General features: G+C 63.3%; 20 protein-coding genes. 10 read left to right on the top strand and 10 right to left on the bottom strand.

The window, feature by feature from the left end; all coding sequences use genetic code 11:
• Positions 1-56 precede the first annotated feature (56 nt).
• From hemB to I3253_RS02070, 3 genes are all read left to right on the top strand, one after another.
• Positions 57-1058 carry a porphobilinogen synthase gene (hemB, locus tag I3253_RS02080; RefSeq protein WP_197915961.1) on the top strand — a complete coding sequence of 334 codons (1002 nt, stop codon included), beginning with the start codon at positions 57-59 and terminating at the stop codon, positions 1056-1058.
• A 112-nt stretch (positions 1059-1170) separates the two neighbouring features.
• A complete protein-coding gene (locus I3253_RS02075; RefSeq protein ID WP_197915960.1) occupies positions 1171-1731 on the top strand; it encodes a lipid-binding SYLF domain-containing protein in 561 nt (186 codons plus the stop codon).
• Between the two features lie 8 nt (positions 1732-1739).
• Complete coding sequence (locus tag I3253_RS02070; RefSeq protein WP_197915959.1) at positions 1740-2540, top strand: alpha/beta hydrolase; 801 nt, start codon at positions 1740-1742, stop codon at positions 2538-2540.
• Here the strand turns inward: I3253_RS02070 and I3253_RS02065 are convergent.
• Positions 2515-3405, bottom strand: coding sequence for an NAD(P)-dependent oxidoreductase (locus I3253_RS02065; protein WP_332255668.1), 891 nt, complete (start codon positions 3403-3405; stop codon positions 2515-2517). The two genes, I3253_RS02070 and I3253_RS02065, sit on opposite strands and share 26 nt — an antisense overlap.
• 64 nt (positions 3406-3469) lie before the next feature.
• Between I3253_RS02065 and I3253_RS02060 the strand changes: the two genes are divergently transcribed.
• The gene (locus I3253_RS02060) at positions 3470-5941 is read left to right on the top strand and encodes a penicillin acylase family protein (RefSeq protein ID WP_197915957.1); all 2472 of its coding nucleotides are present in this window, start codon (positions 3470-3472) and stop codon (positions 5939-5941) included.
• A 9-nt stretch (positions 5942-5950) separates the two neighbouring features.
• Here the strand turns inward: I3253_RS02060 and hflX are convergent, their stop codons facing one another.
• The 4 genes from hflX to trkA all read right to left on the bottom strand — a co-directional run bounded on the left by hflX (position 5951) and on the right by trkA (position 10491).
• On the bottom strand, positions 5951-7222 hold the full coding sequence (gene hflX, locus I3253_RS02055; protein ID WP_197915956.1) for a GTPase HflX: 1272 nt from the start codon (positions 7220-7222) through the stop codon (positions 5951-5953).
• Positions 7222-7461, bottom strand: a complete 240-nt coding sequence (hfq, locus tag I3253_RS02050; protein ID WP_197915955.1) for an RNA chaperone Hfq — start codon at positions 7459-7461, stop codon at positions 7222-7224. The genes hflX and hfq overlap by 1 nt, the downstream gene beginning before the upstream one ends.
• 128 nt (positions 7462-7589) lie before the next feature.
• Positions 7590-9110, bottom strand: coding sequence for a TrkH family potassium uptake protein (locus I3253_RS02045; protein ID WP_197915954.1), 1521 nt, complete (start codon positions 9108-9110; stop codon positions 7590-7592).
• 4 nt (positions 9111-9114) lie between these two features.
• Positions 9115-10491: a Trk system potassium transporter TrkA gene (gene trkA, locus I3253_RS02040; RefSeq protein WP_197915953.1), complete on the bottom strand. Its 1377-nt coding sequence runs from the start codon at positions 10489-10491 to the stop codon at positions 9115-9117.
• 128 nt (positions 10492-10619) lie between these two features.
• Between trkA and I3253_RS02035 the strand changes: the two genes are divergently transcribed.
• Complete coding sequence (locus I3253_RS02035) at positions 10620-11090, top strand: hypothetical protein (RefSeq protein ID WP_197915952.1); 471 nt, start codon at positions 10620-10622, stop codon at positions 11088-11090.
• 13 nt (positions 11091-11103) lie between these two features.
• Positions 11104-11541, top strand: coding sequence for a hypothetical protein (locus I3253_RS02030; protein WP_197915951.1), 438 nt, complete (start codon positions 11104-11106; stop codon positions 11539-11541).
• Positions 11542-11552: 11 nt separating this feature from the next.
• Here I3253_RS02030 and ntrX read toward each other — a convergent pair whose 3' ends face one another.
• From ntrX to dusB, 5 genes are all read right to left on the bottom strand, one after another.
• The gene (gene ntrX / locus I3253_RS02025; protein WP_197915950.1) at positions 11553-12989 is read right to left on the bottom strand and encodes a nitrogen assimilation response regulator NtrX; all 1437 of its coding nucleotides are present in this window, start codon (positions 12987-12989) and stop codon (positions 11553-11555) included.
• A 6-nt stretch (positions 12990-12995) separates the two neighbouring features.
• Entirely contained in the window at positions 12996-15236 is a 2241-nt protein-coding gene (locus I3253_RS02020) for a sensor histidine kinase NtrY-like (RefSeq protein ID WP_197915949.1), read from the bottom strand.
• Between the two features lie 101 nt (positions 15237-15337).
• Entirely contained in the window at positions 15338-16702 is a 1365-nt protein-coding gene (locus I3253_RS02015) for a response regulator (RefSeq protein WP_197915948.1), read from the bottom strand.
• On the bottom strand, positions 16702-17787 hold the full coding sequence (locus tag I3253_RS02010; RefSeq protein WP_197915947.1) for a two-component system sensor histidine kinase NtrB: 1086 nt from the start codon (positions 17785-17787) through the stop codon (positions 16702-16704). The genes I3253_RS02015 and I3253_RS02010 overlap by 1 nt, the downstream gene beginning before the upstream one ends.
• Entirely contained in the window at positions 17784-18785 is a 1002-nt protein-coding gene (gene dusB, locus I3253_RS02005) for a tRNA dihydrouridine synthase DusB (protein WP_197915946.1), read from the bottom strand. Before dusB ends, I3253_RS02010 begins: the two co-directional genes overlap by 4 nt.
• 159 nt (positions 18786-18944) lie before the next feature.
• Between dusB and I3253_RS02000 the strand changes: the two genes are divergently transcribed.
• The 4 genes from I3253_RS02000 to I3253_RS01985 all read left to right on the top strand — a co-directional run bounded on the left by I3253_RS02000 (position 18945) and on the right by I3253_RS01985 (position 22388).
• Positions 18945-20090 carry a bifunctional 2-C-methyl-D-erythritol 4-phosphate cytidylyltransferase/2-C-methyl-D-erythritol 2,4-cyclodiphosphate synthase gene (locus I3253_RS02000; protein WP_197915945.1) on the top strand — a complete coding sequence of 382 codons (1146 nt, stop codon included), beginning with the start codon at positions 18945-18947 and terminating at the stop codon, positions 20088-20090.
• Positions 20087-20578 carry a phosphatidylglycerophosphatase A family protein gene (locus I3253_RS01995; RefSeq protein ID WP_197915944.1) on the top strand — a complete coding sequence of 164 codons (492 nt, stop codon included), beginning with the start codon at positions 20087-20089 and terminating at the stop codon, positions 20576-20578. Before I3253_RS02000 ends, I3253_RS01995 begins: the two co-directional genes overlap by 4 nt.
• A complete protein-coding gene (locus I3253_RS01990; protein WP_197915943.1) occupies positions 20575-21048 on the top strand; it encodes a CinA family protein in 474 nt (157 codons plus the stop codon). Before I3253_RS01995 ends, I3253_RS01990 begins: the two co-directional genes overlap by 4 nt.
• Before the next feature lie 158 nt (positions 21049-21206).
• Positions 21207-22388: an ammonium transporter gene (locus tag I3253_RS01985; protein WP_197915942.1), complete on the top strand. Its 1182-nt coding sequence runs from the start codon at positions 21207-21209 to the stop codon at positions 22386-22388.
• The last annotated feature ends 55 nt before the right edge of the window (positions 22389-22443 follow it).

Raw genomic sequence — 22443 nt, 5'->3', positions numbered from 1 at the left:
CCTTGAGCTGGCGGAAATTACGTGGCACCCCTGTGTCGCCAGGAACCGAGGATATCATGACCCAGACGCCCCCCGCCTTTCCCGCCTCCCGTCCCCGCCGTATTCGCCAGTCGGCGGCCATTCGCGGCCTGGTGCGCGAGAACACGCTTACCGTGGACGATCTGATATGGCCCGTCTTCGTGCGCGACGGCGACGGGGTCGAGGAACCGGTGCACTCGATGCCCGGCGTTGTGCGCCGGTCGGTCGACAAGGTGGTCGAGGCGGCACGCGAGGCGCGCGATCTGGGCATCCCGGTGATCTGCCTGTTTCCCTATACCGATCCCTCCCTGAAAACCGAGGATTGCGCCGAGGCGTGGAACCCCGACAACCTGTCCAACCGCGCCACCCGCGCCATCAAGGCGGCGGTGCCCGATATTGCCGTGATGACAGATGTGGCGCTGGATCCCTACAACATCAACGGGCATGACGGCTTTGTCGTGGGCGGTGAAATCCTGAATGACGAAACCGTCGCCGCGCTTGTCAAACAGGCGCTGTCGCAGGCCGAAGCCGGGGCCGACATCATCGGCCCAAGCGACATGATGGACGGGCGCATCGGCGCCCTGCGCAGCGCGCTTGAAAGCCACGGCCACCAGAATGTCATGCTGCTCAGCTATGCCGCCAAATATGCCAGCGCGTTCTATGGCCCGTTTCGCGATGCGGTGGGCGCCTCCGGTGCGCTCAAGGGCGACAAGACCACCTATCAGATGGACCCGGCCAACAGCGACGAAGCGTTGCGCATGGTCGCGCGGGACATTCAGGAAGGCGCGGATATGGTCATGGTCAAGCCCGGCATGCCCTATCTTGATGTCTGCCGGCGCGTAAAGGAAGCATTCGGTGTCCCGACCTATGCCTACCAGGTGTCGGGCGAATACGCGATGATCCAGGGCGCGGCACAAAACGGCTGGATCGATGGCGACAAGGCGATGATGGAAAGCCTGATGTGCTTCAAACGCGCCGGATGCGACGGCATTCTGACCTATTTCGCGCCCGCCGTGGCGCGCAAGCTGGCCGGGCAATAACCCGCCACAAGCCCTGCCTGTCCTAGTGACAGGCGCGGCGGCGCGGCGTATACTGCGCCCCACAATGCCGGACCAACCGGCACAGGTATAACAACAATACAGGCGGACCATCATGGACAGGATGACAAGACGCGGCTTTACGCTGACCGGGCTTGCGGCGGCGGGCTTGACCGCGGCCTGCGGTAATGGCGTGGGCAGCAACGGCGCAAACGAAATCGACGCGCGCGTCGACACGACCCTGAATTACCTTTACACGAACTACCCCAACACCACGGATCTGCGCGACAAGGCGTCTGGCATGCTTGTCATGCCCGTCATCACCGAGGCAGGATTTGGTTTTGGCGGCGGGTATGGGCGCGGCGCGCTTCGGGTGAACGACGTGACGGTTGATTATTATTCTGCCGCCAAGGGCAGCGTTGGCCTCCAGATCGGTGCAAACCAATATGCCCACGTCCTATTCTTCATGACCGATGGCGCCCTGACCGAGTTCCGCCGCTCCAGCGGCTGGGCCGCGGGGGCCGGCGTGGAATATGTTGTGGTCAACGAGGGCGGCGATATCAGCGCGGAAACCACCAACCTCCTGGCGCCGGTCATCGCGGTGATCTTCGGCCAGGCAGGTCTGAAGATCGGCGCCACGCTCGAAGGCATCAAATACACCCGCATAATCCCCTGATCCGCGCCATGCGCGTTGTTCAGGACGTTGCCTATGCCGAGCGTCAGGGCCAGCCCCTGGCGCTCGATCTTTTTCTGCCGACAGGACCGGCCCATGCCACCGTTCTGCTGGCCCATGGTGGCGGGTTTTTCCGAGGCAACCGTCACGCGCCCCGCGTTGGCGAGCTGGCCGAACGGTTTTGCACCGAAGGGCTGGCTGTCGCCTCGGTCAGCTATCGGCTGGCCACCCCCGCGGATGCCCTGCCGCCGCAGGTCCGAAAGGCGGTCAAGGCAAATCGGCACCGCGCGCTTGACGGCGGGCTGACGCTGGCGCGGCGCCTGCTTGGTCCCGCATTCGAGGCGGCCCGGCAGGATATCGGCGCGGCGACCGGTTTCCTGCGCGCCACGTCCGGCGAACACGGCGTCGCCAGCGACAAGATTGCCATCCTTGGCATTTCCGCCGGTGGTATCGCCGGGCTGGCGCTGGGGCATCCGCCTGCCGCCCTGCTCGGCCTGCCCCGGCCCGACGCGGTTCTGGCGCTTGGCGCGGCCTGTGCCCATCCCTGGGCGCTGCACGCCGCCGGACCGCCCTGCCTGATGCTGCACAGCGTACAGGATCGCATCATCGCCCCGTCAAATGCCCAACAGGCGCAACGGGCGGCCATGCGCGCCAATGCCCCGCTTGTTTTGCTGACGTGCCGGCGCAAAGGCCATAACGCGCCGGTCCTTGCCCTGTTACAGGACAGGGACAAGGACGGCGTGTACTATTGGGACCACATGCGCGCGCTGTTCCGGCGCGCGGGGATCACCCCATCGCGCGCAGGCGCCTGATCAGGCTGGACGTATCCCATCGCCCGCCACCCATCTTCTGGATGTCCTTGTAGAACTGATCCACCAGCGCCGTCATCGGCAGGCTGGCACCGTTTTCGTTGGCCGTGTCCAGACAGATGCCCAGATCCTTGCGCATCCAATCCACGGCGAAACCGTAATCGAAATGATCATCCGCCATGGTTTCGTGCCGGTTGGCCATCTGCCAGCTGCCCGCCGCGCCGCCCTGGATCACCGACACAACCTCGCGGATATCCAGCCCGGCCTTCTCGGCAAAATGCAGCCCCTCGCTCAGCCCCTGAACCAGACCGGCGATACAGATCTGGTTGACCATCTTGGTCAATTGCCCCGCACCGCTTTCACCCAACCGCCGGATCGTGCGCCCATAGGCCTGCATGACCGGTTCCGCCGCCTCATAGGCCGCGCCGTCCCCACCACACATGATCGACAGGATGCCATTCTCGGCCCCCGCCTGCCCGCCGGAAATCGGCGCATCGACAAAGCTGATGCCTTTGTCAGCACCCGCCGCATAAAGCTCGCGCGTTACCGCCGCCGACACCGTTGTGTGATCCACGAACACCGTGTCCGCGCCCATTCCGGCAAAAGCCCCGTCATCGCCCAGACAGACACCGCGCAGATCGTCGTCATTGCCCACACAACTCATCACAAAGGCGGCGCCCTGCGAGGCCGCGCGCGGCGTGGCCGCGAACCTGCCGCCATGCGCCTGTGCCCAGGCCTCGGCCCGCGCCGTGGTGCGGTTGTAAACCGTCACGTCATGTCCCACACTGGCCAGATGCCCGGCCATCGGATAGCCCATCACGCCCAGGCCCAGAAACGTCACTTTTGCCATCTGCTTTCCCCTCGCAATCTTTCGTCGTAATACTTGTCCTGCTTGCGCAGCAAGAACGCAAGCGACAATGCGGAGCAGGGATTTGGGCGCGATTATTCAATGGCTTCTGCGTATTGCCGGTGCTTTGGTGATTCTGGCGGTACTGGCCGTGGCCCTGATCTATTACCTGGCGTCCCGCTCGCTTCCGACCTATGACAAAACCCTTATCACACCGGCGGCAACAGCCCCTGTCGAGATCGTGCGCGACAATGCCAACGTGCCCCATATCTTTGGCGAGACGGATCAGGACGTGTTCTTTGCGCTGGGCTATGCCCATGCCCAGGATCGGCTCTGGCAGATGATCACGCTGCGGCGCACCGCTCAGGGACGGCTGTCCGAAGTGTTTGGCCCGCGCACGCTGGAAATCGACAAGCTGCTGCGCCGGCTCGATCTTTACGGGCTGGCCCAACAATCGGTCGCGGCACAGGACGAGCAGACAACCGTCGCACTGCGCGCCTATGCCAACGGCGTGAACACCCGCATCGACGAAATCAATGCCAGCGCGCTGGGACGCGGTGCGCCCGAGCTGTTTCTGTTTCCCCAGGCGATCGCGCCCTGGCAGCCCGCGGATTCCCTGGCCGTGCAAAAGCTCATGGCGCTGCAGCTTTCCGGCCAGCTCCAGGAAGAGGTGCTGCGCGCCCGCACCTCGCTGACGCTGCGCGATCCGGCGCGCCTGTCCGATATCCTGCCGGACGCACCCGGCAAGGGCGTGGCCGCGCTGCCTGAATACGCATCCCTGTTTCCCGAAGCGCCGCGTTTCGCCGCCGCGCGGCCAATGCCCGACGACCCCCTGTCGCCCTTCCCGCGCCGCGGGTTCGCGGGCGCCTCCAACGCCTGGGCCGCCGCCCCCAATCGCAGCGCCTCTGGCGGAACGCTTCTGGCCAATGACCCGCATCTTGGCCTGTCGGCGCCCGGCATCTGGTACCTTGCCCGCCTGGAACTGAGATCCGGCGGCGTCATCGGCGGAACCATCCCGGGCATCCCATCGGTGCTGGTCGGCCGCTCGGATGCGCTTGGCTGGGGGCTGACCTCGTCCTATCTCGACGATCAGGATGTCTTTATCGAACAGCTCAACCCCGACAATCCCGAAGAATACCGTACCCCGGACGGGTTCAGGAAATTCGACACCCGCAAGTCGATCATCCAGATCAAGGGAGAGGCCCCGGTCACGATCACCCTGCGCTGGACGGATAACGGCCCGGTTCTGCCCGGCACGCATTTCAACCTTGCCGCCATTACCCCGCCCGGCCATGTCACGTCCCTGTCCTGGACCGCCCTCAGCCCGGCCGACACATCGATGAGCGCCGCCATCGCCCTGATGGGCGCGCAATCCGTGGACCAGGGCCTGAAGGCCGCCGAACGGTATATCTCGCCCTCCCAGAACCTGACTCTGGCCGACCGCGAAACCATCGCGCTCAAGCTGATCGGCGCCATGCCCCGCCGCGATGCCCGCCACCAAAGCCAGGGCCGCCTGCCCTCGGCCGGCTGGCGCCCCGAAAACCGCTGGCAGGGCACCTTCCCCTATGCTTCCAATCCGGTGTTCCTGTCGCCGGTCGGTGGCATTGTCGGCAATACCAACAACAAGATGGTCGAGCGCCCGTTCCCGCTGCACGTGTCCTTTGACTGGGGCGACAGCCAGCGCATCCAGCGCTGGCAGCGGCTGATGCAGGGGCGCCAGGTGCATACCCGCGACAGTTTCGTCGAGGCCCAGCTTGACACAGTCAGCTTCTCGGCACGGGCGCTGTTGCCGCTGATCGGCGCCGATCTGTGGTATACCGGCGAGGCCGCCCCCGACGGCACCCGCGAGCGGCAGCGCCAGCGGGCGCTGGCGCTGTTGTCCGAATGGAACGGGGATATGAACGAACATCTGCCCGAGCCGCTGATCTATGCCGCCTGGGTGCGCGCATTGCAGGAACGGTTGATCCGCGACGATCTGGGGCCGCTGGCCGATGCCTTCACCAATGTCGAACCGCTGTTCATCGAACGGGTCTATCGCGATGTCGGCGGCGCGGCGGCCTGGTGCGACGTGGCCCAGAGCGCGCCGGTTGAAACCTGTACGGACATGGCCCGCCTTGCGCTGGACGACGCCCTGATCTGGATCGAGGAGCGCTACGGCACCCAGTTGGAATCCCTGCGCTGGGGCGATGCCCATCAGGCGGTCCAGGATCACCCGGTCCTGGGCAATGTGCCGGTGCTCAAACATTTCGTGAATATCCGCCAGTCCACATCCGGGGGCGACAACACGCTGCAACGGGGGCGTACCGACGGGCGCGATCCAAACCCGTTCCAGAACGTCCATGCCGCAGGCTATCGGGGTGTCTATGATTTTGCCGATCCCGACAGCTCGGTTTTCGTGAATTCCACCGGCCAGTCCGGGCACTTCCTGTCACGATACTACGATGACATGGCCCAGCTGTGGCGGCGCGGCGAATACATCCCGATGTCGCTTGACGAAGGCCTGGCGCGCGCGGCTAGCGTGGGCGTGACCCGGCTTGTGCCGCCGGGCCGCCAATAACCCGCCCGGTCAAAGACTGTCGAACCGTGCGGCCTGACGGGCGGTCCAATGCACCGAAATCGCAAAGCCGTCGTCGGTCTGTTCTTCGTGCTCGACAACGCCTTCCTTGAACAACCAGGCCCGCTCGCGCCCCTGATCGAAGCGCAGGCTCACCACGTCATGGCGCCTGTCTTCCTCCAATATGCGCGCAATCGCCTGGTAGAGTGGCGCCAGCCCCTCTCCCGTCACCGCCGAAACCGCAAAAACCGTCTCGTCGCGCGCGGCCCTCGCCTGCATCGCGCTGCGCTGGTCGGGTTCCAGAAGATCGATCTTGTTCCACACCTCGATCTGGCGCGTATCCTCGCCGATGCCCAGCGTTTCCAGAATGGTGCGCACATCTTCGGCCTGATGTTCCGTTTCCGGATGCGAGACATCCCGCACATGGCATACCAGATCGGCCGCCAGCACTTCTTCGAGTGTGGCGCGGAACGCCGCCACCAACTCGGTCGGCAGATCGCTGATGAAACCCACCGTGTCCGACAGGATCACTTCCGGTCCGTCCGGCAACTGCACCGCGCGCATCGTCGGGTCCAGCGTGGCAAACAGCATATCCCTGGCCATCACATCCGCGCCCGTCACCCGGTTGAACAGGGTCGATTTGCCCGCGTTGGTATATCCCACCAGCGCCACAATCGGATAGGGCACCTTGGCGCGCGCCTTGCGGTGCAATTCACGGGTCTTGACCACCTTGGCCAACTGGCGGCGCAGCCGTACCAGCTGTTCATCGATCGCGCGCCGGTCCGCCTCGATCTGGGTTTCCCCCGGCCCGCCCACAAAGCCCAGCCCGCCGCGCTGGCGCTCCAGGTGGGTCCAGGCCCGTACCAGCCGCGTGCGCTGATAGCTCAGCGCCGCCATTTCCACCTGCAACACCCCTTCACGGGTGCGCGCGCGGTCGCTGAAAATCTCCAGGATAAGCCCGGTCCGGTCAAGCAGCTTGACCTTCCAGGCCTTTTCAAGATTGCGCTGCTGCACCGGTGTCACCGGTCCGTCGATCAGAACCAGTTCCACCTCGTTCGCCTTGAAAATCGACCCCAGCTCTTCGATCTTGCCCGACCCGAACAACATTCCCGGATGCGCCCGGGGCAGTTTCACGATGCCTGACCCGACCACCTCCAGCCCGGCCAGCGCATCAGCCAGCGCAACAGCCTCCTCCAACGCCAGCGAGGCCTGGCGGCGTCGGTCGGCACCGTAAATGTCAGGATGCAGAACCCAGGCACGGGTAATCTGCGCGTCATGCTCCATCAAGAGGCGTCTTCACCCTCATAAAGGCTGATGGGCTGGGCCGGCATGATCGTGGAAATCGCGTGCTTGTAAACCAACTGGCTTTGCCCGTCCCGGCGCAGCAACACGCAGAAATTGTCAAACCAGGTGATCACGCCCTGCAACTTTACGCCATTGATCAGGAAAATCGTTACCGGAACCTTGGTTTTCCGGACGTGATTCAAAAATACATCTTGAAGATTCTGTCGATCCGAAGCCATCGCGCTTGCCTTTGTTCTTTTTGGGTGCATCGGGTGCAATCAAGTATTCCATGGCGAGTATGGAGCGCGCCTTGAAGAGTTTCCACCCCAAAAAGCAATCATGTTGCGACGGGCAGCGCGCCGCCGCATCATTTGCGCCACAAATCCGGCGACAACAGCGCGATGATCGCCAGGGTTTCCAACCGTCCCAGCACCATGGCCGCGCCCAACACCAGCTTTTCCCAGCCGCCAAGAACCAACAGGTCGATCGGCGCTTCCCCGGCAATCTGTGTCAACGGACCGGTTGTTGTCAGTGCCGCAATCGACAGGATCAGCGCTTCCTCGAAATCGCTGCCCAACGCGGCCAGCACGGCGGTAATTGCGGCCAGCGAGATTGCGAACAGCATGAAGAACACCCAGGCAATCACCGCGCCACGCCGCCGTATGCGCCGCGCGCCGCCACCACGGCTGCCCACCACCACATTGGGATGCACCAGCCGTTCCATCTCGCCCAGCCCCTGCAAGTACAACGCATAGACCCGCAACAGCTTGACCCCACCCGCGGTTGTCGCCACGCCACCGCCAACTACCGCCAGGCCCAGCAGGATCAGCCCCGAGGAACTGAGCCCGGACCAGTCACGCGCCACCCCCCATTCGCCACTTTCAAACCCGGTCGTGGTCAGGAAGCTGAGAACAGTGAAAAGACCGCCCCACGCGGATTTGAGCGCGGCGGACGTGTTGCTCACGTCGTCCACCTCATAGGCCCCGACCCAGTGTCGCAGGAACAAAAGTGTTGGCACGGCCACCACAATCATCATGCCCATGCGAAACTCGGGGTCGAGCAAAAGGCTCTCGCGCCGAACCGCGCCGGTATCGGCGGAAAAAGTGGTCCGCGACAGGGCGAAAAGCAGAAACAGAAAGATCACTGCCTCGCCCGCCAGCCCGGACTGGCCGTATTGCACCCCGCCAACGGGCGAAATGCCGCTGGTGGCCATGGTTGACATGGCGTGCATCAGCGAAACAAGCGGTGTGTCGCCCAGCACCATCAGCATCACCCAGATCGCCAGCGTCAGCCCGGCATAGACCGGCACCAGCGCCCGCGCGCCGCGCACCCAGCGTTTCATCGGGGCCGCGCGCTGCATCTGGCCGCCGCCCGACACGGCCTGCCCGGGTTCGCCGCGGGCCGTCACCTCGAAGCCGCCCAAAGACAGCGGCGCAAACACGGCGGACGCGGCAATCCACATCATCAAACCACCCATCCAGCCCACCATGCCGCGCCAAAGATGCAGCGCAGGCGCAAGCCGTTCAGGTTGGGAGAACACCGTCGCCCCGGTTGTGGTCAGGCTGGAGACCATTTCAAAATAGGCGTTCAGAAAGGTCGTCGTTTCCAACGCCTCGTAGAACGGCAACGCCAGAATGACGGGCAATACGGTAAACCCGCTCAATAACGCCAGCAAGTGATCGATCGTGCGCGGCGCTGGGCGCGTGCCCGATATGGCCATCGCGATCAGCGTGCTGACAAACACGACAAAAACGGCGCTGTAAAAGAACATGCGCGCCACAAAGTCGTCATTCTGCATCGACGCCACGATCGCAGGCACGAACATCAACAGGCCTGAAATCGCGACCATGTGCAGGAAAAGCGGCAATCTGGACAGGTGCGACAGCATCGGTTCAGAAAAAGTCGATCGAGACCTGCAACAGGCGCTCGACCTCCGGCACATCGGCCGCCATGCTGAACAGGACGATCACGTCACCTTCTTCGACACGGGTGCCCCCCTTGGGTTTGATCACCTTGTCCTCCTTGAGGATCGCACCGATCAGCACGCCTTCGGGAAAGTCGATGTCGCGCACCTTCTGCCCGGCGATCGGCGATGTGGACAACACTTCGGCCTCGATGATTTCGGCTTCGGCATCGCCGATGGAATAGACCTCGCGCACCCGTCCGTGCCGGATATGGCGCAAAATCGAACTGACCGTCGTGGCCCGCGGATTGATGAAGGCGTCGATCCCCAGCGGCGCCATCAGCGGCGCCAGCGTGGGGTCGTTGATCAGCGCGATCGTCAGCGGACAGCCACTGGCCTTGGCCCGTACCGAGGCCAGCATGTTCGTCTTGTCGTCATCCGTCACGGCCAGAACCGCATCGGCGCGTTCCACCCCGGCTTCGGCCAGAATCGCCCGGTCCAGCCCGTCGCCGTTCAACACGATGGTCCGTTCCAGCGCTTCGGCCGCCTTCTCTGCCGTCTTGCGGCTGCGTTCGATGACCTTTGTGCGCAATCTCTCGGCGCTGTTTTCCAGGCGCTGGGCCACCATAAGCCCCACATTGCCCCCGCCAATGATGATCACACGCTCCTGCTTTTTTTGTGTCTTGCCGAACACTTCCATGGTTCGGCTGACATCCTCGACAAAGGTGATGACATATATTTCATCATCCACAAAAAGCTGGTCGTTCGGCTCGGGGGCGAACAGCGTGCCCTTGCGGCGCACCCCCACGACCACCGCGCGCAATGTTGAAAACAGGTCGGTCAACTGCCGCAGCGGCGTGTTGAGCACGGGACAATCCTCGTCCAGCGCCAGCCCCAGCATCAGCACCTTGCCATCAAGGAAGGTTTCGGTGTCAAACGCGCGCGGGGCCCGCAACCGCTTCAGCGCGGCTTCGGCCACTTCCAGTTCCGGCGAGATCACCACATCGATCGGCATGTGATCGCGGCGGTAGAGATCCGAATACACCACGTCCAGATAGGACTGGCTGCGCAACCGCGCGATTTTGCGCGGCACCGCAAACACGGAATGCGCCACCTGACAGGTGACCATGTTCACCTCGTCGGAATGGGTCGCGGCGATGATCATGTCGGCGTCCCGCGCCCCTGCCCGGTCCAGCACATCCGGATAGCTGGCAAATCCCGCGATCCCCTGCACGTCCAGCGTATCGGTGGCCCGGCGCACAAGATCGGGATTGTTGTCGACAACGGTCACATCATTGTTTTCGCCGGACAAATGGCGCGCGATCTGCCATCCGACCTGACCGGCCCCACAGATGATCACCTTCATGACTTGCCTCTCCAGCCTTTCCGGATTGGAGCAACCCATGACAGAATGGCCCGCCAAGGTCAAATGCAACCATTGACCTCACCCCGCGGCTTGGGTTTTGATTGAACCCGTCTGGTTCGGGGGCGGTCATGAGCGCAAAAATTCGCAATTTCAGCATCCTCGCGCTTGCCGGACTGTTGCTCGCCTCCTGCGCCGCAACCAGCTTTCCGACTTTTGTAAAGCCCGGAACAACCGCCGACCGTGTCAGCCGCGACAGCGCCGCCTGCGACATCGAAGCCAACAAGTTGTTTCCGGCCGCCAATTTCCCGGTTGTGTTCCCCTATGCGACGGTCGGCTATTATCCGGGCGCCTGGGGCTGGGGCGGCGGCGCCACGATCACCACCACGGATGTGAATGCCAACATGCGTATCCAGCACCGCAATCAATGTATGCGCGTGAAGGGCTACACGCCCTATACTTTCCCGATCTGCACAACCGCGCAGATGAACGGGCAAAGCTTTGCGCCGCTCACCCGTTCTCCCACACCGTCCCCAAATATCTGCGCCGTCCGGCTTGATGGCGGGGGGGGCGCGCTGATCGACCTGACAAACCCGCTTTGACTCGGAGATGCCGATGAAACCAGCCCTTGCCCTGCTCGCCGCCCCAGTGCTGCTCTCGGGCTGTCTTCAATACACGCCGATGTACAAGGTTGGCGCGACCGTCCAGGAAAGCAACGTGGCGCGCGCCCAGTGCAATTCCTATGCCGCGCAAACCGTACCGCCGATGATCATCCAGGACTGGTGGCCCGTCACCGATGGGCAGGGCCGCGTTATCGGGCACCGCTACGAGGTATTTGACGCAAACGAGGGACGGCGCAATGCCACCGTGCGCACCTGTCTCGAACAACAGGGCTTTGCCCGCGTCACGATTCCAATGTGCAAGGCCGAACAGATCGAAGGGCGCAACTATCGCCCCCTCACCGTGTCGCCCCCGATTACACCCGATATCTGCGCCGTGCGACAATCCGATGGCAGTCGTGTCCTGATAGACCTGTCCAAACCCGGCGCATGAAAGACGGGTGTTCAGCCCGCCTCGCGCGCCTCGTGCGGGGGGGCTTCGTCTCCATCCTCGGGCACATGCGCCACCCGCGCACCCGCCTTGTTCGATGTCACGACACCCAGCGATTTCAGCTTGCGATGCAGCGCGCTGCGCTCCATACCCACGAAATTGGCGGTACGGCTGATATTGCCGCCAAAGCGGTTGATCTGGGTCAGCAGGTATTCGCGCTCGAACGCCTCGCGCGCCTCGCGCAATGGCAGGGTGGCCAGCGCGCCTGACAGCACGACGCGATCACCCGCATCGCCTCCGTCACTTTCGCCGGGCAATTCGCGCGCCTCGATCTCGCCCGCTCCATCGCCCAGAATCAATACCCGCTCGATCAGGTTCTTCAACTGACGCACATTGCCCGGCCAGACCATGGTCTGCATCAAGGCCTCGGCTTCTTCACTCATCGCGCGTCGCGGCAGCCCCTGTGACTCGTGGAATTCATTGATGAAATATCCGGCCAAAAGCGGAATATCCTCGCGACGCTCTTCCAGCGACGGCACCCGCACCGGCACCACGTTCAACCGGTGAAACAGCTCTTCCCGGAACCGGCCCGCGTCGATCTCCGATTTCAGGTCCCGGTTGGTCGAACTGATCACCCGCAGGTCCACCCGCACTTTGACCGAACCGCCGACGCGCTGGAATTGTTGATCCACCAGCACCCGCAGGATTTTCGATTGGGTCGCCAACGGCATGTCGGCCACCTCGTCAAAATAGATTACCCCGCCATGCGCCTGTTCCAGCAGACCGGTCTCGATACCCCGGTCGCCGCCTTCCCGGCCAAACAGAACCTCTTCCACCCGGTCCGGTTCCATCCCCGCACAGTTCACCGTCACGAACGGTCCGCCGACCCGGTTGGAATTGGCATGAATATACCGCGCCGCCACATCCTTGCCCGCGCCCGCCGGGCCGGTCAGCATCACACGGCCATTGGATTTCGTCACCTTGTCCAACTGCCCCACCAACGTTCGGAAGGCCGCGCTTTCACCCATCATCTCGGCGGGCTTCACATCCTGTCGCTTCAATTCGGTGTTTTCCCGGCGCAGGCGCGAGGTTTCCATGGCCCGCCGGATCACCACAAGCAGCTGGTCGATGTTGAACGGCTTTTCGATAAAGTCATAGGCGCCCTGCTTGATCGCCGCCACGGCGATCTCGATATTGCCATGCCCCGAGATAATCACCACCGGCACTTCCGGGTAATCCCGCTTGGCAGCCTTCAGAATGTCGATACCGTCCATGTTGCTGTCTTTCAGCCAGATATCGAGGATAAGCAACGAAGGCTGTTCGCGCGCGATCTCTGCCATCGCATCATCCGAATTGCCCGCCAGCCGCGTGGTATAGCCCTCATCCTCCAGGATGTCCGAGATCAGTTCGCGAATATCGCGTTCGTCATCCACAATCAGAATGTCACTCATGAGACCTCACTTGTCATGTCCATGGCCATCCGTCGACAGCGGCAGCCTGATCTGCGCCATCGCCCCCTTGTGGCCGTTACTGTCAAATTCCGGCGCGTCGACAAGATCGAGCGTGCCGCCATGCTCTTCGATAATCTTCTTGACGATCGGCAAACCCAGCCCGGTGCCCTTGTCCCGTGTCGTCACATAGGGTTCGAACAGGCGCGCACGATCTTCGGGCAGTCCGACTCCATTGTCGGCGATGCGGATCACCGCGTCGGACCGATCCACCTCGCAACTCACCCTTATCTCAGGCCGAAACCCTTCCGGCGCGCCTTTTTCCATCAATGTTTCAATCGCTTCCCCGGCATTCTTGATCAGGTTGGTCAACGCCTGCGAAATCATTGTCCCATCCAGATCGGCCTGGATCGGGCCGGCACAGATTTCGCGGACAAAGCAGACTTGCGGCTGCCCGGTTTCCTGCAACAGCACTGCCGCGTTCAGCAATTCGATCAGGTCGATCGTCTTGCGTTCCGGTTCCGGCATCCGGGCAAACTTGGAAAACTCGTCCACGATCCGGCGCAAGTCGTTGGTCTGGCGCACGATCACATCGGTCATCTGATCCAGGGTTTCGCTGTCCTCGCCCAGCCGGCTGGAGAACTTGCGCCGGATGCGTTCGGCGGACAACTGGATCGGGGTCAGCGGGTTCTTGATCTCATGCGCAATCCTGCGCGCCACGTCACCCCAGGCGGCCATGCGCTGGGCCGTCACCAAATTGGTCACATCATCGAAGGCCACCACATACCCTTCCAGCGACCCATCTTCCCGGCGCCGGGTCGACATGCGCACCAGAAGATTCTCCAGCCGCCCGGCCCGTGTCACCTTGATTTCCTCCTGGGAAACTTCATTGCCACGCTGTTTCAGGGCATCGAACATGGCGCCGAATTCCGGGACAGCCACCGACAGCGCCATGGCCTGACGATCGTCCGACCAGTCCAGAAGGCGCTCGGCAGAGCGGTTCACAAAGGACACCCGCCCGTCCGCGTCCAGGCCAACAACACCCGACGTTACCGAATAAAGCACTGAATCGAACATGCGGCGTCGGCGTTCGATCTGGCGTGTATTGTCCAGCAGGGTTTCGCGCTGCGCCTTGAGTTGCCGGGTCATCTGGTTGAAATAGCGCCCCAACATGGCGATTTCGTCATCGCCATCCTCCTCGGGCACCTGCACGTCCAGGTCGCCCGCGCCGACACGTTGCGCGGCCCCCGTCAGCCGCCCCACGGGGCGCGACAGACGTTCGGCAAACCACATCCCCATCCAGATCGCCGCAAGGATCAGGATCACGGCGAAACCGACATATATCAGGCCAAACTCGAACAGCACCCGCCCGCGTTCGCTTTCCAGTTGACGGTACAGCTGTGCGCTTTCCCGGGTCTCGTCCAGCAGCGTGAAGATGTCGCCATCCACATCGCGGCTGACATACAGGAACCTGTCCACGAACGCGTCCAAACGCACCAGCGCGCGCAGCTCGCTGTTTTCCAGATCACGGATGACGGCAAAGCCTTCGCTGCGTGCCTTTTGCAGGTCGCCTTGTGCCGGAGGTTCGAAATAGAACAGATAGGAACGTTCGCCGCGCGCGCGAATTGCCCCTGTTCCGTCAATCACATACGCCCGCTTCAGCCCGCGCTGGATCTGGCTCTGGCCGCTGGCCAGCACAACCCGGATATCGCCCTCATTCATAAAGAACGTCGCGCGGCGATTGGCATCCAGAAATTCGGCCAGCGCGCGCGCGTCAATCTCCAGGCCCTCGATATGTTCCGCCTCATAAGCCTGGGCCGCCGACAGGGAATTGCCCACCACCTGCCGCACGCGATCGCTGAACCAGCCCTCCATGCCGATATTCACGGTCAGCCCGGCAAATACCGCCACCGTGACCGCCGGCACCAGCGCAAGGGCCGCGAACGCTCCGGTCAATCGCAGATGCAGCCGCGAGCCGGCCGATTGCGCCCGACGCGACGCCACCATGCGCGCCACCCGATGCAGGACCAGGGCCGCAATGGCCAGCACGTAGACAAGATCGGTCATCAGGATGACCCGCAAACCGTTCGAGCTTGCGCCCTGTCCGAACGGCCCGAGAATCAGGTAGGTGCTCAGCGCCAGCACCGGTCCCAGCCCGACAAGCCCCCAGGTTGCGGCATTCTGGACACGCCTTTGGCGGCGCAAACGCCGGAACTTGTCCCAATGACTGGTATCTGCCCGGCTTGTCACCCGACACCCTCAACTGATCTTGTACCGCTCACACGGTCAACCGCCATATGTCGCGACGCTTCCAAGCCCTGCGGCCTTTGCGCCACTGTTATGTGGCAGTTTTACATCAACTTGCGGCGTCGTGTCACCTGAATATCCAGATCCGTGATCTTTTTGCGGAGTGTATTGCGGTTGATCCCAAGCAAATCGGCGCATTTGGCCTGATTGCCGCCGGTTGCATCCAGCGCGATTTCGATCAGGGGCAATTCGATTTCCCGCAAAATCCGTGTGTAAAGACCGGCCGGGGGCAACATGTTGCCATGCAGATCGAAATAGCGGCGCAAATGGCGTGCCACCGCTGCCGACAGCTTTTCGGTATCTTCGCCCCCCAGCAATGGCCCCACCTGCGGCTGTGCGCCCAGAACGGCCTCGGCCTCGGTCCGGATGATCTCGTCCGCCCGCGCCGTTAGCACAAGCCGGCGCACGGCGTTCTCCAGCTGGCGCACATTTCCCGGCCAGCTATAGGCGCGCAACATCTCCATCGAGTCCTTGGAAAACACCCGGGTCGGCGCGCCCTCACGTTCGGCCTTGGCCAGAAAATGCTCGACCAGAAGGGGGATGTCATCCACCCTTTCGCGCAGGCTGGGCACATGCAACGTGGCCCCGTTCAGGCGATAATACAGATCCTGCCGCACCGTTCCCTTTTCCATCGCATCGTTCAGATTGCTTTGCGTCGTGGCCATGAATCGCGGGCTTTGGTCGCCCGGATTGTCGATCATACGCACGATCCGGGCCTGAATCTCGTCGCCGATATCCCCGATCTCATCAAACAGGATCGTTCCGCCCTTGGCCTTGGCCAGCACCCGCACGGGCCCTTCCAGATCGCTCAGATCTGCGGCGTTCACCACCAGGAATGGCAAGGTGCGCCGATCGGAAAAATCGTGAATCTCACGCGCAATCAAAGACTTGCCCGTTCCGCTTTCCCCCGAAATCAACACCGGAAGGTCGGTATTCATCACCCGTGCAACCAGCCGGTACAACGCCTGCATCGCCGGAGTGCGCCCGACCAGCGGCAATTCGTCCGGCCGTTCGCCATCTGTCGGCGCCAAGGCCGGCGCGCGGCGCTTCTGTTCCAGCGCCTTGCCGGTGCGCTTCATCAGGTCTGGCAGGTCAAACGGCTTGGGAAGGTAGTCATAGGCCTCGGCCTCCGCGGCCTGGATCGCCGTCATGATCGTGTTTTGCGCACTGATCACGATCACCGGCAGGCCGGGACGGTCCTCGCTGATCTTGGGCAACATCTCAAGCCCGTTCCCGTCCGGCATCATCACATCCGTGATCACCACATCGCCCTTGCCTTCCCCGACCCAGCGCATCAGCGTCGTCAGCGAACTGGTCGCATGTACCTTGCAGCCCGCGCGCGTCAGCGCCTGCGTCAGAACGGTGCGGATCGTGCGGTCGTCGTCAGCAACAAGAACGGTGCCGTCCATCAGAGGGTCTCCTCATATCGTTTCAATGTTTCTTTTCCCGCGCGCGGCAGCGACAGGCGGAACACGGTGCGTCCCGGAGCGCTGTCCACGGTGATCAAACCGTCATGGTCCGAGATAATCTTGCTCACCAGCGCCAACCCAAGCCCGGTGCCGTTCTCGCGCCCCGACACAAACGGATCGAACACGTCGCCCTGGATGTCCTGAGGCAGGCCAGGTCCATTGTCGATCACCTCGATCTGCAAGGGCAAGGGCTGACCGGTTCCATCCGCCCGACGCAACCGAAAGGAATGCTCGTAATATGTTCTGAGACGAATTATTCCATTTTTATCAACAGCTTCCGAGGCGTTCTTCAATAGGTTCAACACCACTTGCAACAGCTGATCCGCATCGCCCTCCGCCGGTGGCAAAGATGGATCATATTCCTCAATGATCTGCATATGCGCGCCGAACCCCAACAAGGCCGACCGCCGCGCGCGGTCCAGAATATCGTGGATATTGACCGGCTTGCGTTGCGGCGGGGACAGGTTGCCGAATTGCTCGACCTGCTCCAGAAGTTTCACGATCCGGCGGCTTTCCTCGACAATCAGATCCGTCAGTTCCAGGTCTTCGCTGCCCAGGTTCATCGACAAAAGCTGCGCTGCGCCGGTGATTCCGGCCAGCGGGTTCTTGATCTCGTGCGCCAGCATTTCGGCCATGCCGATGGCCGATTTGGCCGAGGATTTTACTCCCTGGCTCCGGGTCATGCGCCCGGCCAGTTCGCGCGACGAGACCAGGAAAATCATCTCTCCCGGCGCATCCGCCACCGGTGCGATCTGCAAGGTGCACTGCACCGGCGGCCCCTCGCCCGTGCCGACATCCACATCGTTCACGAACAGCGGCGTGCCATTGTCACGCGCGCGCCGAAACGCCTCTTCCAGCGGCGCGTCGATCATGATCTTGTCCCAGATCGGCTGACCGCGCATTGCCTTGGACGAAGCATTCAAGAATCCCTCGGCAGCCGGGTTCAGGTCCTGGATCGTATCCTGAGCATCGATCAGCACTGCCGGCATCGGCAACGAGTTCCAGATCGCGCTGTCCATGCTCATGCCGCCGCCCCGTGTTGTGCTGTGTCCGCAAGTGCCTCGGGCAGCGCGCGCAGCACCTCGCCCGGATCGCGCGCCGTCAGGATCCGGCGGCGCAGGATCGGGCCGGTGCCGGCCGTATCCATGTACCAGCCCAGATGCTTGCGCGCGACGCGCAGTCCCAGGTCGCGGCCGTAAAACCCCAGCATCGCTTCGTAATGCGCCGCCACCAGCCCGGCCAGCGCGCCCCCGCGCGGCACTTCCGGGGCCGGGCAACCAAACACCTCCGCCGCGATCTGCGCCAGCACCCAGGGTCGCCCCTGCGCTCCACGACCCACCATCACGCCATCGGCGCCGGACCGCTCCAGAGCAGCCCGCGCCGTTGCCGTCGAGGTGATGTCGCCATTCGCGATCACCGGCACAGTCACCGCCTCTTTCACCTCGGCAATCGCCGCCCAATCCGCGTGCCCCTTGTAGAACTGACAGCGCGTGCGCCCGTGAATCGTGATCATCCGCACCCCTGCCGCCTCGGCACGGCGCGCCAGTTCGGGCGCGTTGCGCATCGCGTCGTCCCATCCCAGCCGGGTCTTCAACGTGACCGGAATATCCACGGCCCCGACCACCGCCTCGATCAGGCTCAGCGCATGATCGAGATCCTTCATCAGCGCCGACCCACTGGCCCCGGCGCCGCTGCTGCTGGTGACTTTTTTGGCCGGACAGCCCATATTGATGTCGATCAGCGCCGCGCCATTGTCGGCAACCTGCCGCGCGGCCTCGGCCATCCAATGCGCCTCGCGCCCGGCCAGCTGCACCGCCGTATTGGCACGGCCAAAGCCCAGCTCGGCCCGCTCGCGCACACCGGGCTTGGCCTGTACCATTTCCTGGCTGGCCACCATTTCGCTGACAACCAGCCCCGCGCCAAAGCCCAAGACCAGGTCACGAAACGGGCGGTCGGTTATCCCGGCCAGCGGGGCCAGAAACACGGGCGGCGCCAATGTCAGGTGCGATAATTGAACGGTCAAATGCCTAATCCTTGTGCATTTACCCCGTGCTACCCGACTCACCGGGCAAGCTCAACAATACCGCAAGGAGATTTGAGGCGATTTTATGCACTTGCCTAAATTTTGAGCATTTGCATGGGGTCAATTGCCACTCAGACTTGCAGGTTCTAGACAGACGGCATGACACAGACGCACTTCAAAACCGCCGCCGTGATCGTGGCCGCCGGGCGCGGCAGGCGCGCGGGCGGGGACGTGCCAAAGCAATGGCGCCCGCTGGCCGGGCGCCGCGTGGCCGACTGGACGGTCGCCGCCTTTTTGGCACATCCGGGCATTGATCACATCGTCCTGGTAATTCACCCCGACGATGCGGCGCGGGTCGCGGGCCTGCCTGCCGCAGTCATCCACGGTGGCGCCACCCGTGATGCCTCTGTGCGGGCAGGGCTGGAATCCATTGCCGATCAGGGATTTACCCATGTCCTGATCCACGATGTCGCGCGCGCCGGTGTCACGCCTGCCATCATTTCGGCGGTGCTGGCGGCACTGCGGGGCGGGGCTGCGGGCGCGGCCCCGGCCCTGCCGGTCACGGATGCGCTCTGGCGGGGCAAGGCGGGTCATGTCGCCGGTACACAGGACCGCGACGGGCTGTTTCGCGCCCAGACCCCGCAGGGCTTTGCCCTGCCCGACATCCTTGCCGCCCACCGCGCCCATCCCGGCGGCGCCGCCGATGATGTCGAAGTTGCCCGCGCCGCCGGGCTTGACGTGGCCATCGTGGCGGGCGACGAAGCCAACCTGAAGATCACCACGCCGGACGATTTCGCCCGGCTGGAAACGCAACTGAGAGGCAGAATGGACATTAGATTGGGCAACGGCTTTGACGTACACGCCTTCGAACCGGGCGATCATGTCACCCTTTGCGGCATCCGCATCCCGCACGATCGGGCCTTGCGGGGCCATAGCGATGCCGATGTCGGAATGCACGCCGTCACCGATGCCCTTTACGGCGCGCTGGCACAGGGCGATATCGGGCGCCACTTTCCGCCCGGCGAGTCCAGGTGGAAAAATGCCGACAGCGCGATCTTTCTGCGCCATGCCGTTGATCTTGCTTCCGAAATGGGATTTGCCATCGCCAATATCGACTGTACCCTGATCTGCGAACACCCCAGGATCGGCCCGCACGCCGCCGCGATGAGCGCTCGTATGGCCGAAATCACCGGGATTGCCCCGGACCGCATTTCGGTCAAGGCCACCACTTCGGAAAAGCTGGGCTTCACGGGACGCGCCGAAGGCATCGCCGCGATTGCCACCGCCGCGCTGGTGGCATCATGAGTCGCCTGATCGCCACGGTCTTTGGCGTCGGCCATATCCGCCCCGCGCCGGGCACATGGGGATCGGCCGTCGGTGTTCTCGGCGCGCTCGGGCTGCATTATCTGGGTGGCTTCCCGCTGCTGCTGGTTGCCACGGTGGCCGTGTTCCTTATCGGCTGGTGGGCCACCTATCGGGCCACGCTGGGATCACAGGATCATGACCCTTCCGAGATCGTCATCGACGAGGTCGCGGGCCAATGGATTGCGCTTCTTGTGGTCAGCTATGGCGCCTGGAATGCCGGCCTGGATCCGCTGCGCCTCTATCCCGGCTGGATCGCCGGTTTCCTGCTGTTCCGGCTCTTTGACATCACCAAGCCCTGGCTGGTCGGCTGGGCCGACCGGCGCGGCGATGCGCTGGGGGTCATGCTGGATGACGTGATCGCGGGCATCTTTGCCGCCATTGCCACGGGCGCGCTTGCCTTTCTCACCCATGCGGTGCTGCGCCTGTGACCCTGGCCTCGGATATCCTTGCGGCCTGTATCGAAAAGGGGCTGCGCATCGCCACCGCCGAAAGCTGTACCGGCGGCATGGTCGCCGCCGCGCTGACGGACATCCCCGGCTCTTCGGCGGTGTTCGAACGGGGCTTTGTCACCTACACCAACACCGCCAAGTCCGAGATGCTGGGCGTGCGCGAGGCCACGCTCGCCGCCCATGGCGCGGTCTCTGAACAGGTGGCACGGGAAATGGCCCTGGGCGCGCTGGTCAACAGCGACGCGGAAATCGCCGTCGCCGTCACCGGAATCGCCGGCCCCGGCGGATCAGAGTTCAAACCCGAAGGGCGGGTCTGCTTTGGACTGGCCACGGATCGCGGCTGCATCACCGAAACCGTGGAATTCGGCGCGCCGGGGCGCGATGCCGTGCGCCGCTTGGCACGGAATCACGCGCTGTCCCTGATCCTGACGGCCGCATCCCACTTCTGATGCATTTACGGGCGCCGCCGGGCAATTTTCGCTCATAATTTAATCGAATTGCAAAATGCCCATGTTTAGGGCACCCGATCCTGCCTTTGCCTCTTTGTTTTGCGCCGCCTATCCGGTCTTTGGCCGCAAACCCAACGAATAATCGGAAAGGAAGGGAAATGAACGGAGCGGATACCGCGTGGATCATAGTGGCGACTGCCCTGGTCCTGTTCATGACATTGCCGGGTCTGGCGCTGTTCTATGGTGGGCTGGTACGGGCGCGCAACGTGCTGAGCGCCTTTACACAAACCTACGCCGTCGCCTGCCTGATGAGCGTGCTTTGGCTGGTCGTCGGCTATTCCATTGCCTTTGGCGATGGTGACAGCGGGCTCTGGGGCGGTCTGGGCAAGATGTTTCTCAGCGGCGTCACCAGCGAAAGCCTGTCCGGCACCCTGCCCGAAGTGCTGTTCTTTGCCTTCCAGATGACCTTTGCCATCATCACCCCGGCCCTGATCGTGGGCGCCTATGTCGAGCGGATCGGCTTTGGCTTCGTGCTGCTCTTCTCGGGGCTGTGGATGCTTCTGGTCTACGCACCCGTAGTGCACTGGATCTGGGGCGGCGGCATGTTGTCCGATGGCGGTATTCTGGGAGAGGTCGGCGTGCGCGATTTCGCCGGCGGTGTCGTCGTGCATGAAACCGCCGGTCTGGCGGCGCTGGTGATCGCGGTCCTGCTTGGCCCGCGCCTGAACCGCACCACTCCGCCACACGCGCCCTGGATGGTGATGATCGGCGCGGCGATGCTGTGGGTCGGCTGGTTCGGGTTCAACGGCGGCTCGCAGCTGGCCGCCGATGGCGGCGCGGCCATGGCGCTGACGGTTACGCATATTTCCGCCGCCACCGCCTCGCTTACCTGGGCGCTGTGGGAACGCATCAAATATGGCAAGGCTTCGATGGTCGGCCTTGTCACCGGAACCATCGCCGGGCTGGCCTCGATCACCCCGGCCAGCGGCTTTGTCGGCCCGGTCGAGGCCATGTTCATCGGCGCCGTCGCCGGTATCCTGTGCCAGGAAGCGGTGAACTTTGTGCGCAACAAGGTCAAGATCGATGACACGCTGGACGTGTTCGCGGTGCATGGCGTCGGCGGCATCTTCGGCACGCTCATGATCGCCGTGTTTGGCCAGGCCGCCTGGGTTGCCCAACTTGGCGGGCTGGCCATCGTCGGGGTTTTCACGGTTGTCATGACATTTGCGCTGGTCAAAATCTGCGCCCTGATCACGCCGCTGCGCGTGGATGCCGAAACCGAAGTCAACGGGCTCGACCTCGCCGCCCATGGCGAACGGGCCTACGACATCGCATCCTGACATCGATTCCAGACTGCCGGCAAAGGCGGCCCCCCAAGGTCGCCTTTGTCATTTT

Origin of the sequence: Thiosulfatihalobacter marinus (assembly GCF_016019955.1) — a bacterium.
Taxonomy (GTDB): Bacteria; Pseudomonadota; Alphaproteobacteria; order Rhodobacterales; family Rhodobacteraceae; genus Shimia; species Shimia marinus_A.
Note: the sequence above shows the minus strand (reverse complement) of the source record. Positions and strands in the feature narration are given on the sequence as shown.

Bases quoted from the DNA above. Each gene is read 5' to 3' on its own strand.
- I3253_RS02030 (WP_197915951.1), top strand. From the start codon at position 11,104: ATGAAACCAGCCCTTGCCCTGCTCGCCGCCCCAGTGCTGCTCTCGGGC.
- I3253_RS02035 (WP_197915952.1), top strand. From the start codon at position 10,620: ATGAGCGCAAAAATTCGCAATTTCAGCATCCTCGCGCTTGCCGGACTG.
- I3253_RS01995 (WP_197915944.1), top strand. From the start codon at position 20,087: ATGAGTCGCCTGATCGCCACGGTCTTTGGCGTCGGCCATATCCGCCCC.
- I3253_RS02070 (WP_197915959.1), top strand. From the start codon at position 1,740: ATGCGCGTTGTTCAGGACGTTGCCTATGCCGAGCGTCAGGGCCAGCCC.
- I3253_RS02010 (WP_197915947.1), bottom strand. From the start codon at position 17,787: ATGAGCATGGACAGCGCGATCTGGAACTCGTTGCCGATGCCGGCAGTG.
- I3253_RS02000 (WP_197915945.1), top strand. From the start codon at position 18,945: ATGACACAGACGCACTTCAAAACCGCCGCCGTGATCGTGGCCGCCGGG.
- hflX (WP_197915956.1), bottom strand. From the start codon at position 7,222: ATGGAGCATGACGCGCAGATTACCCGTGCCTGGGTTCTGCATCCTGAC.
- I3253_RS02015 (WP_197915948.1), bottom strand. From the start codon at position 16,702: ATGGACGGCACCGTTCTTGTTGCTGACGACGACCGCACGATCCGCACC.
- trkA (WP_197915953.1), bottom strand. From the start codon at position 10,491: ATGAAGGTGATCATCTGTGGGGCCGGTCAGGTCGGATGGCAGATCGCG.
- hfq (WP_197915955.1), bottom strand. From the start codon at position 7,461: ATGGCTTCGGATCGACAGAATCTTCAAGATGTATTTTTGAATCACGTC.
- I3253_RS01985 (WP_197915942.1), top strand. From the start codon at position 21,207: ATGAACGGAGCGGATACCGCGTGGATCATAGTGGCGACTGCCCTGGTC.
- I3253_RS02075 (WP_197915960.1), top strand. From the start codon at position 1,171: ATGGACAGGATGACAAGACGCGGCTTTACGCTGACCGGGCTTGCGGCG.
- hemB (WP_197915961.1), top strand. From the start codon at position 57: ATGACCCAGACGCCCCCCGCCTTTCCCGCCTCCCGTCCCCGCCGTATT.
- ntrX (WP_197915950.1), bottom strand. From the start codon at position 12,989: ATGAGTGACATTCTGATTGTGGATGACGAACGCGATATTCGCGAACTG.
- I3253_RS02045 (WP_197915954.1), bottom strand. From the start codon at position 9,110: ATGCTGTCGCACCTGTCCAGATTGCCGCTTTTCCTGCACATGGTCGCG.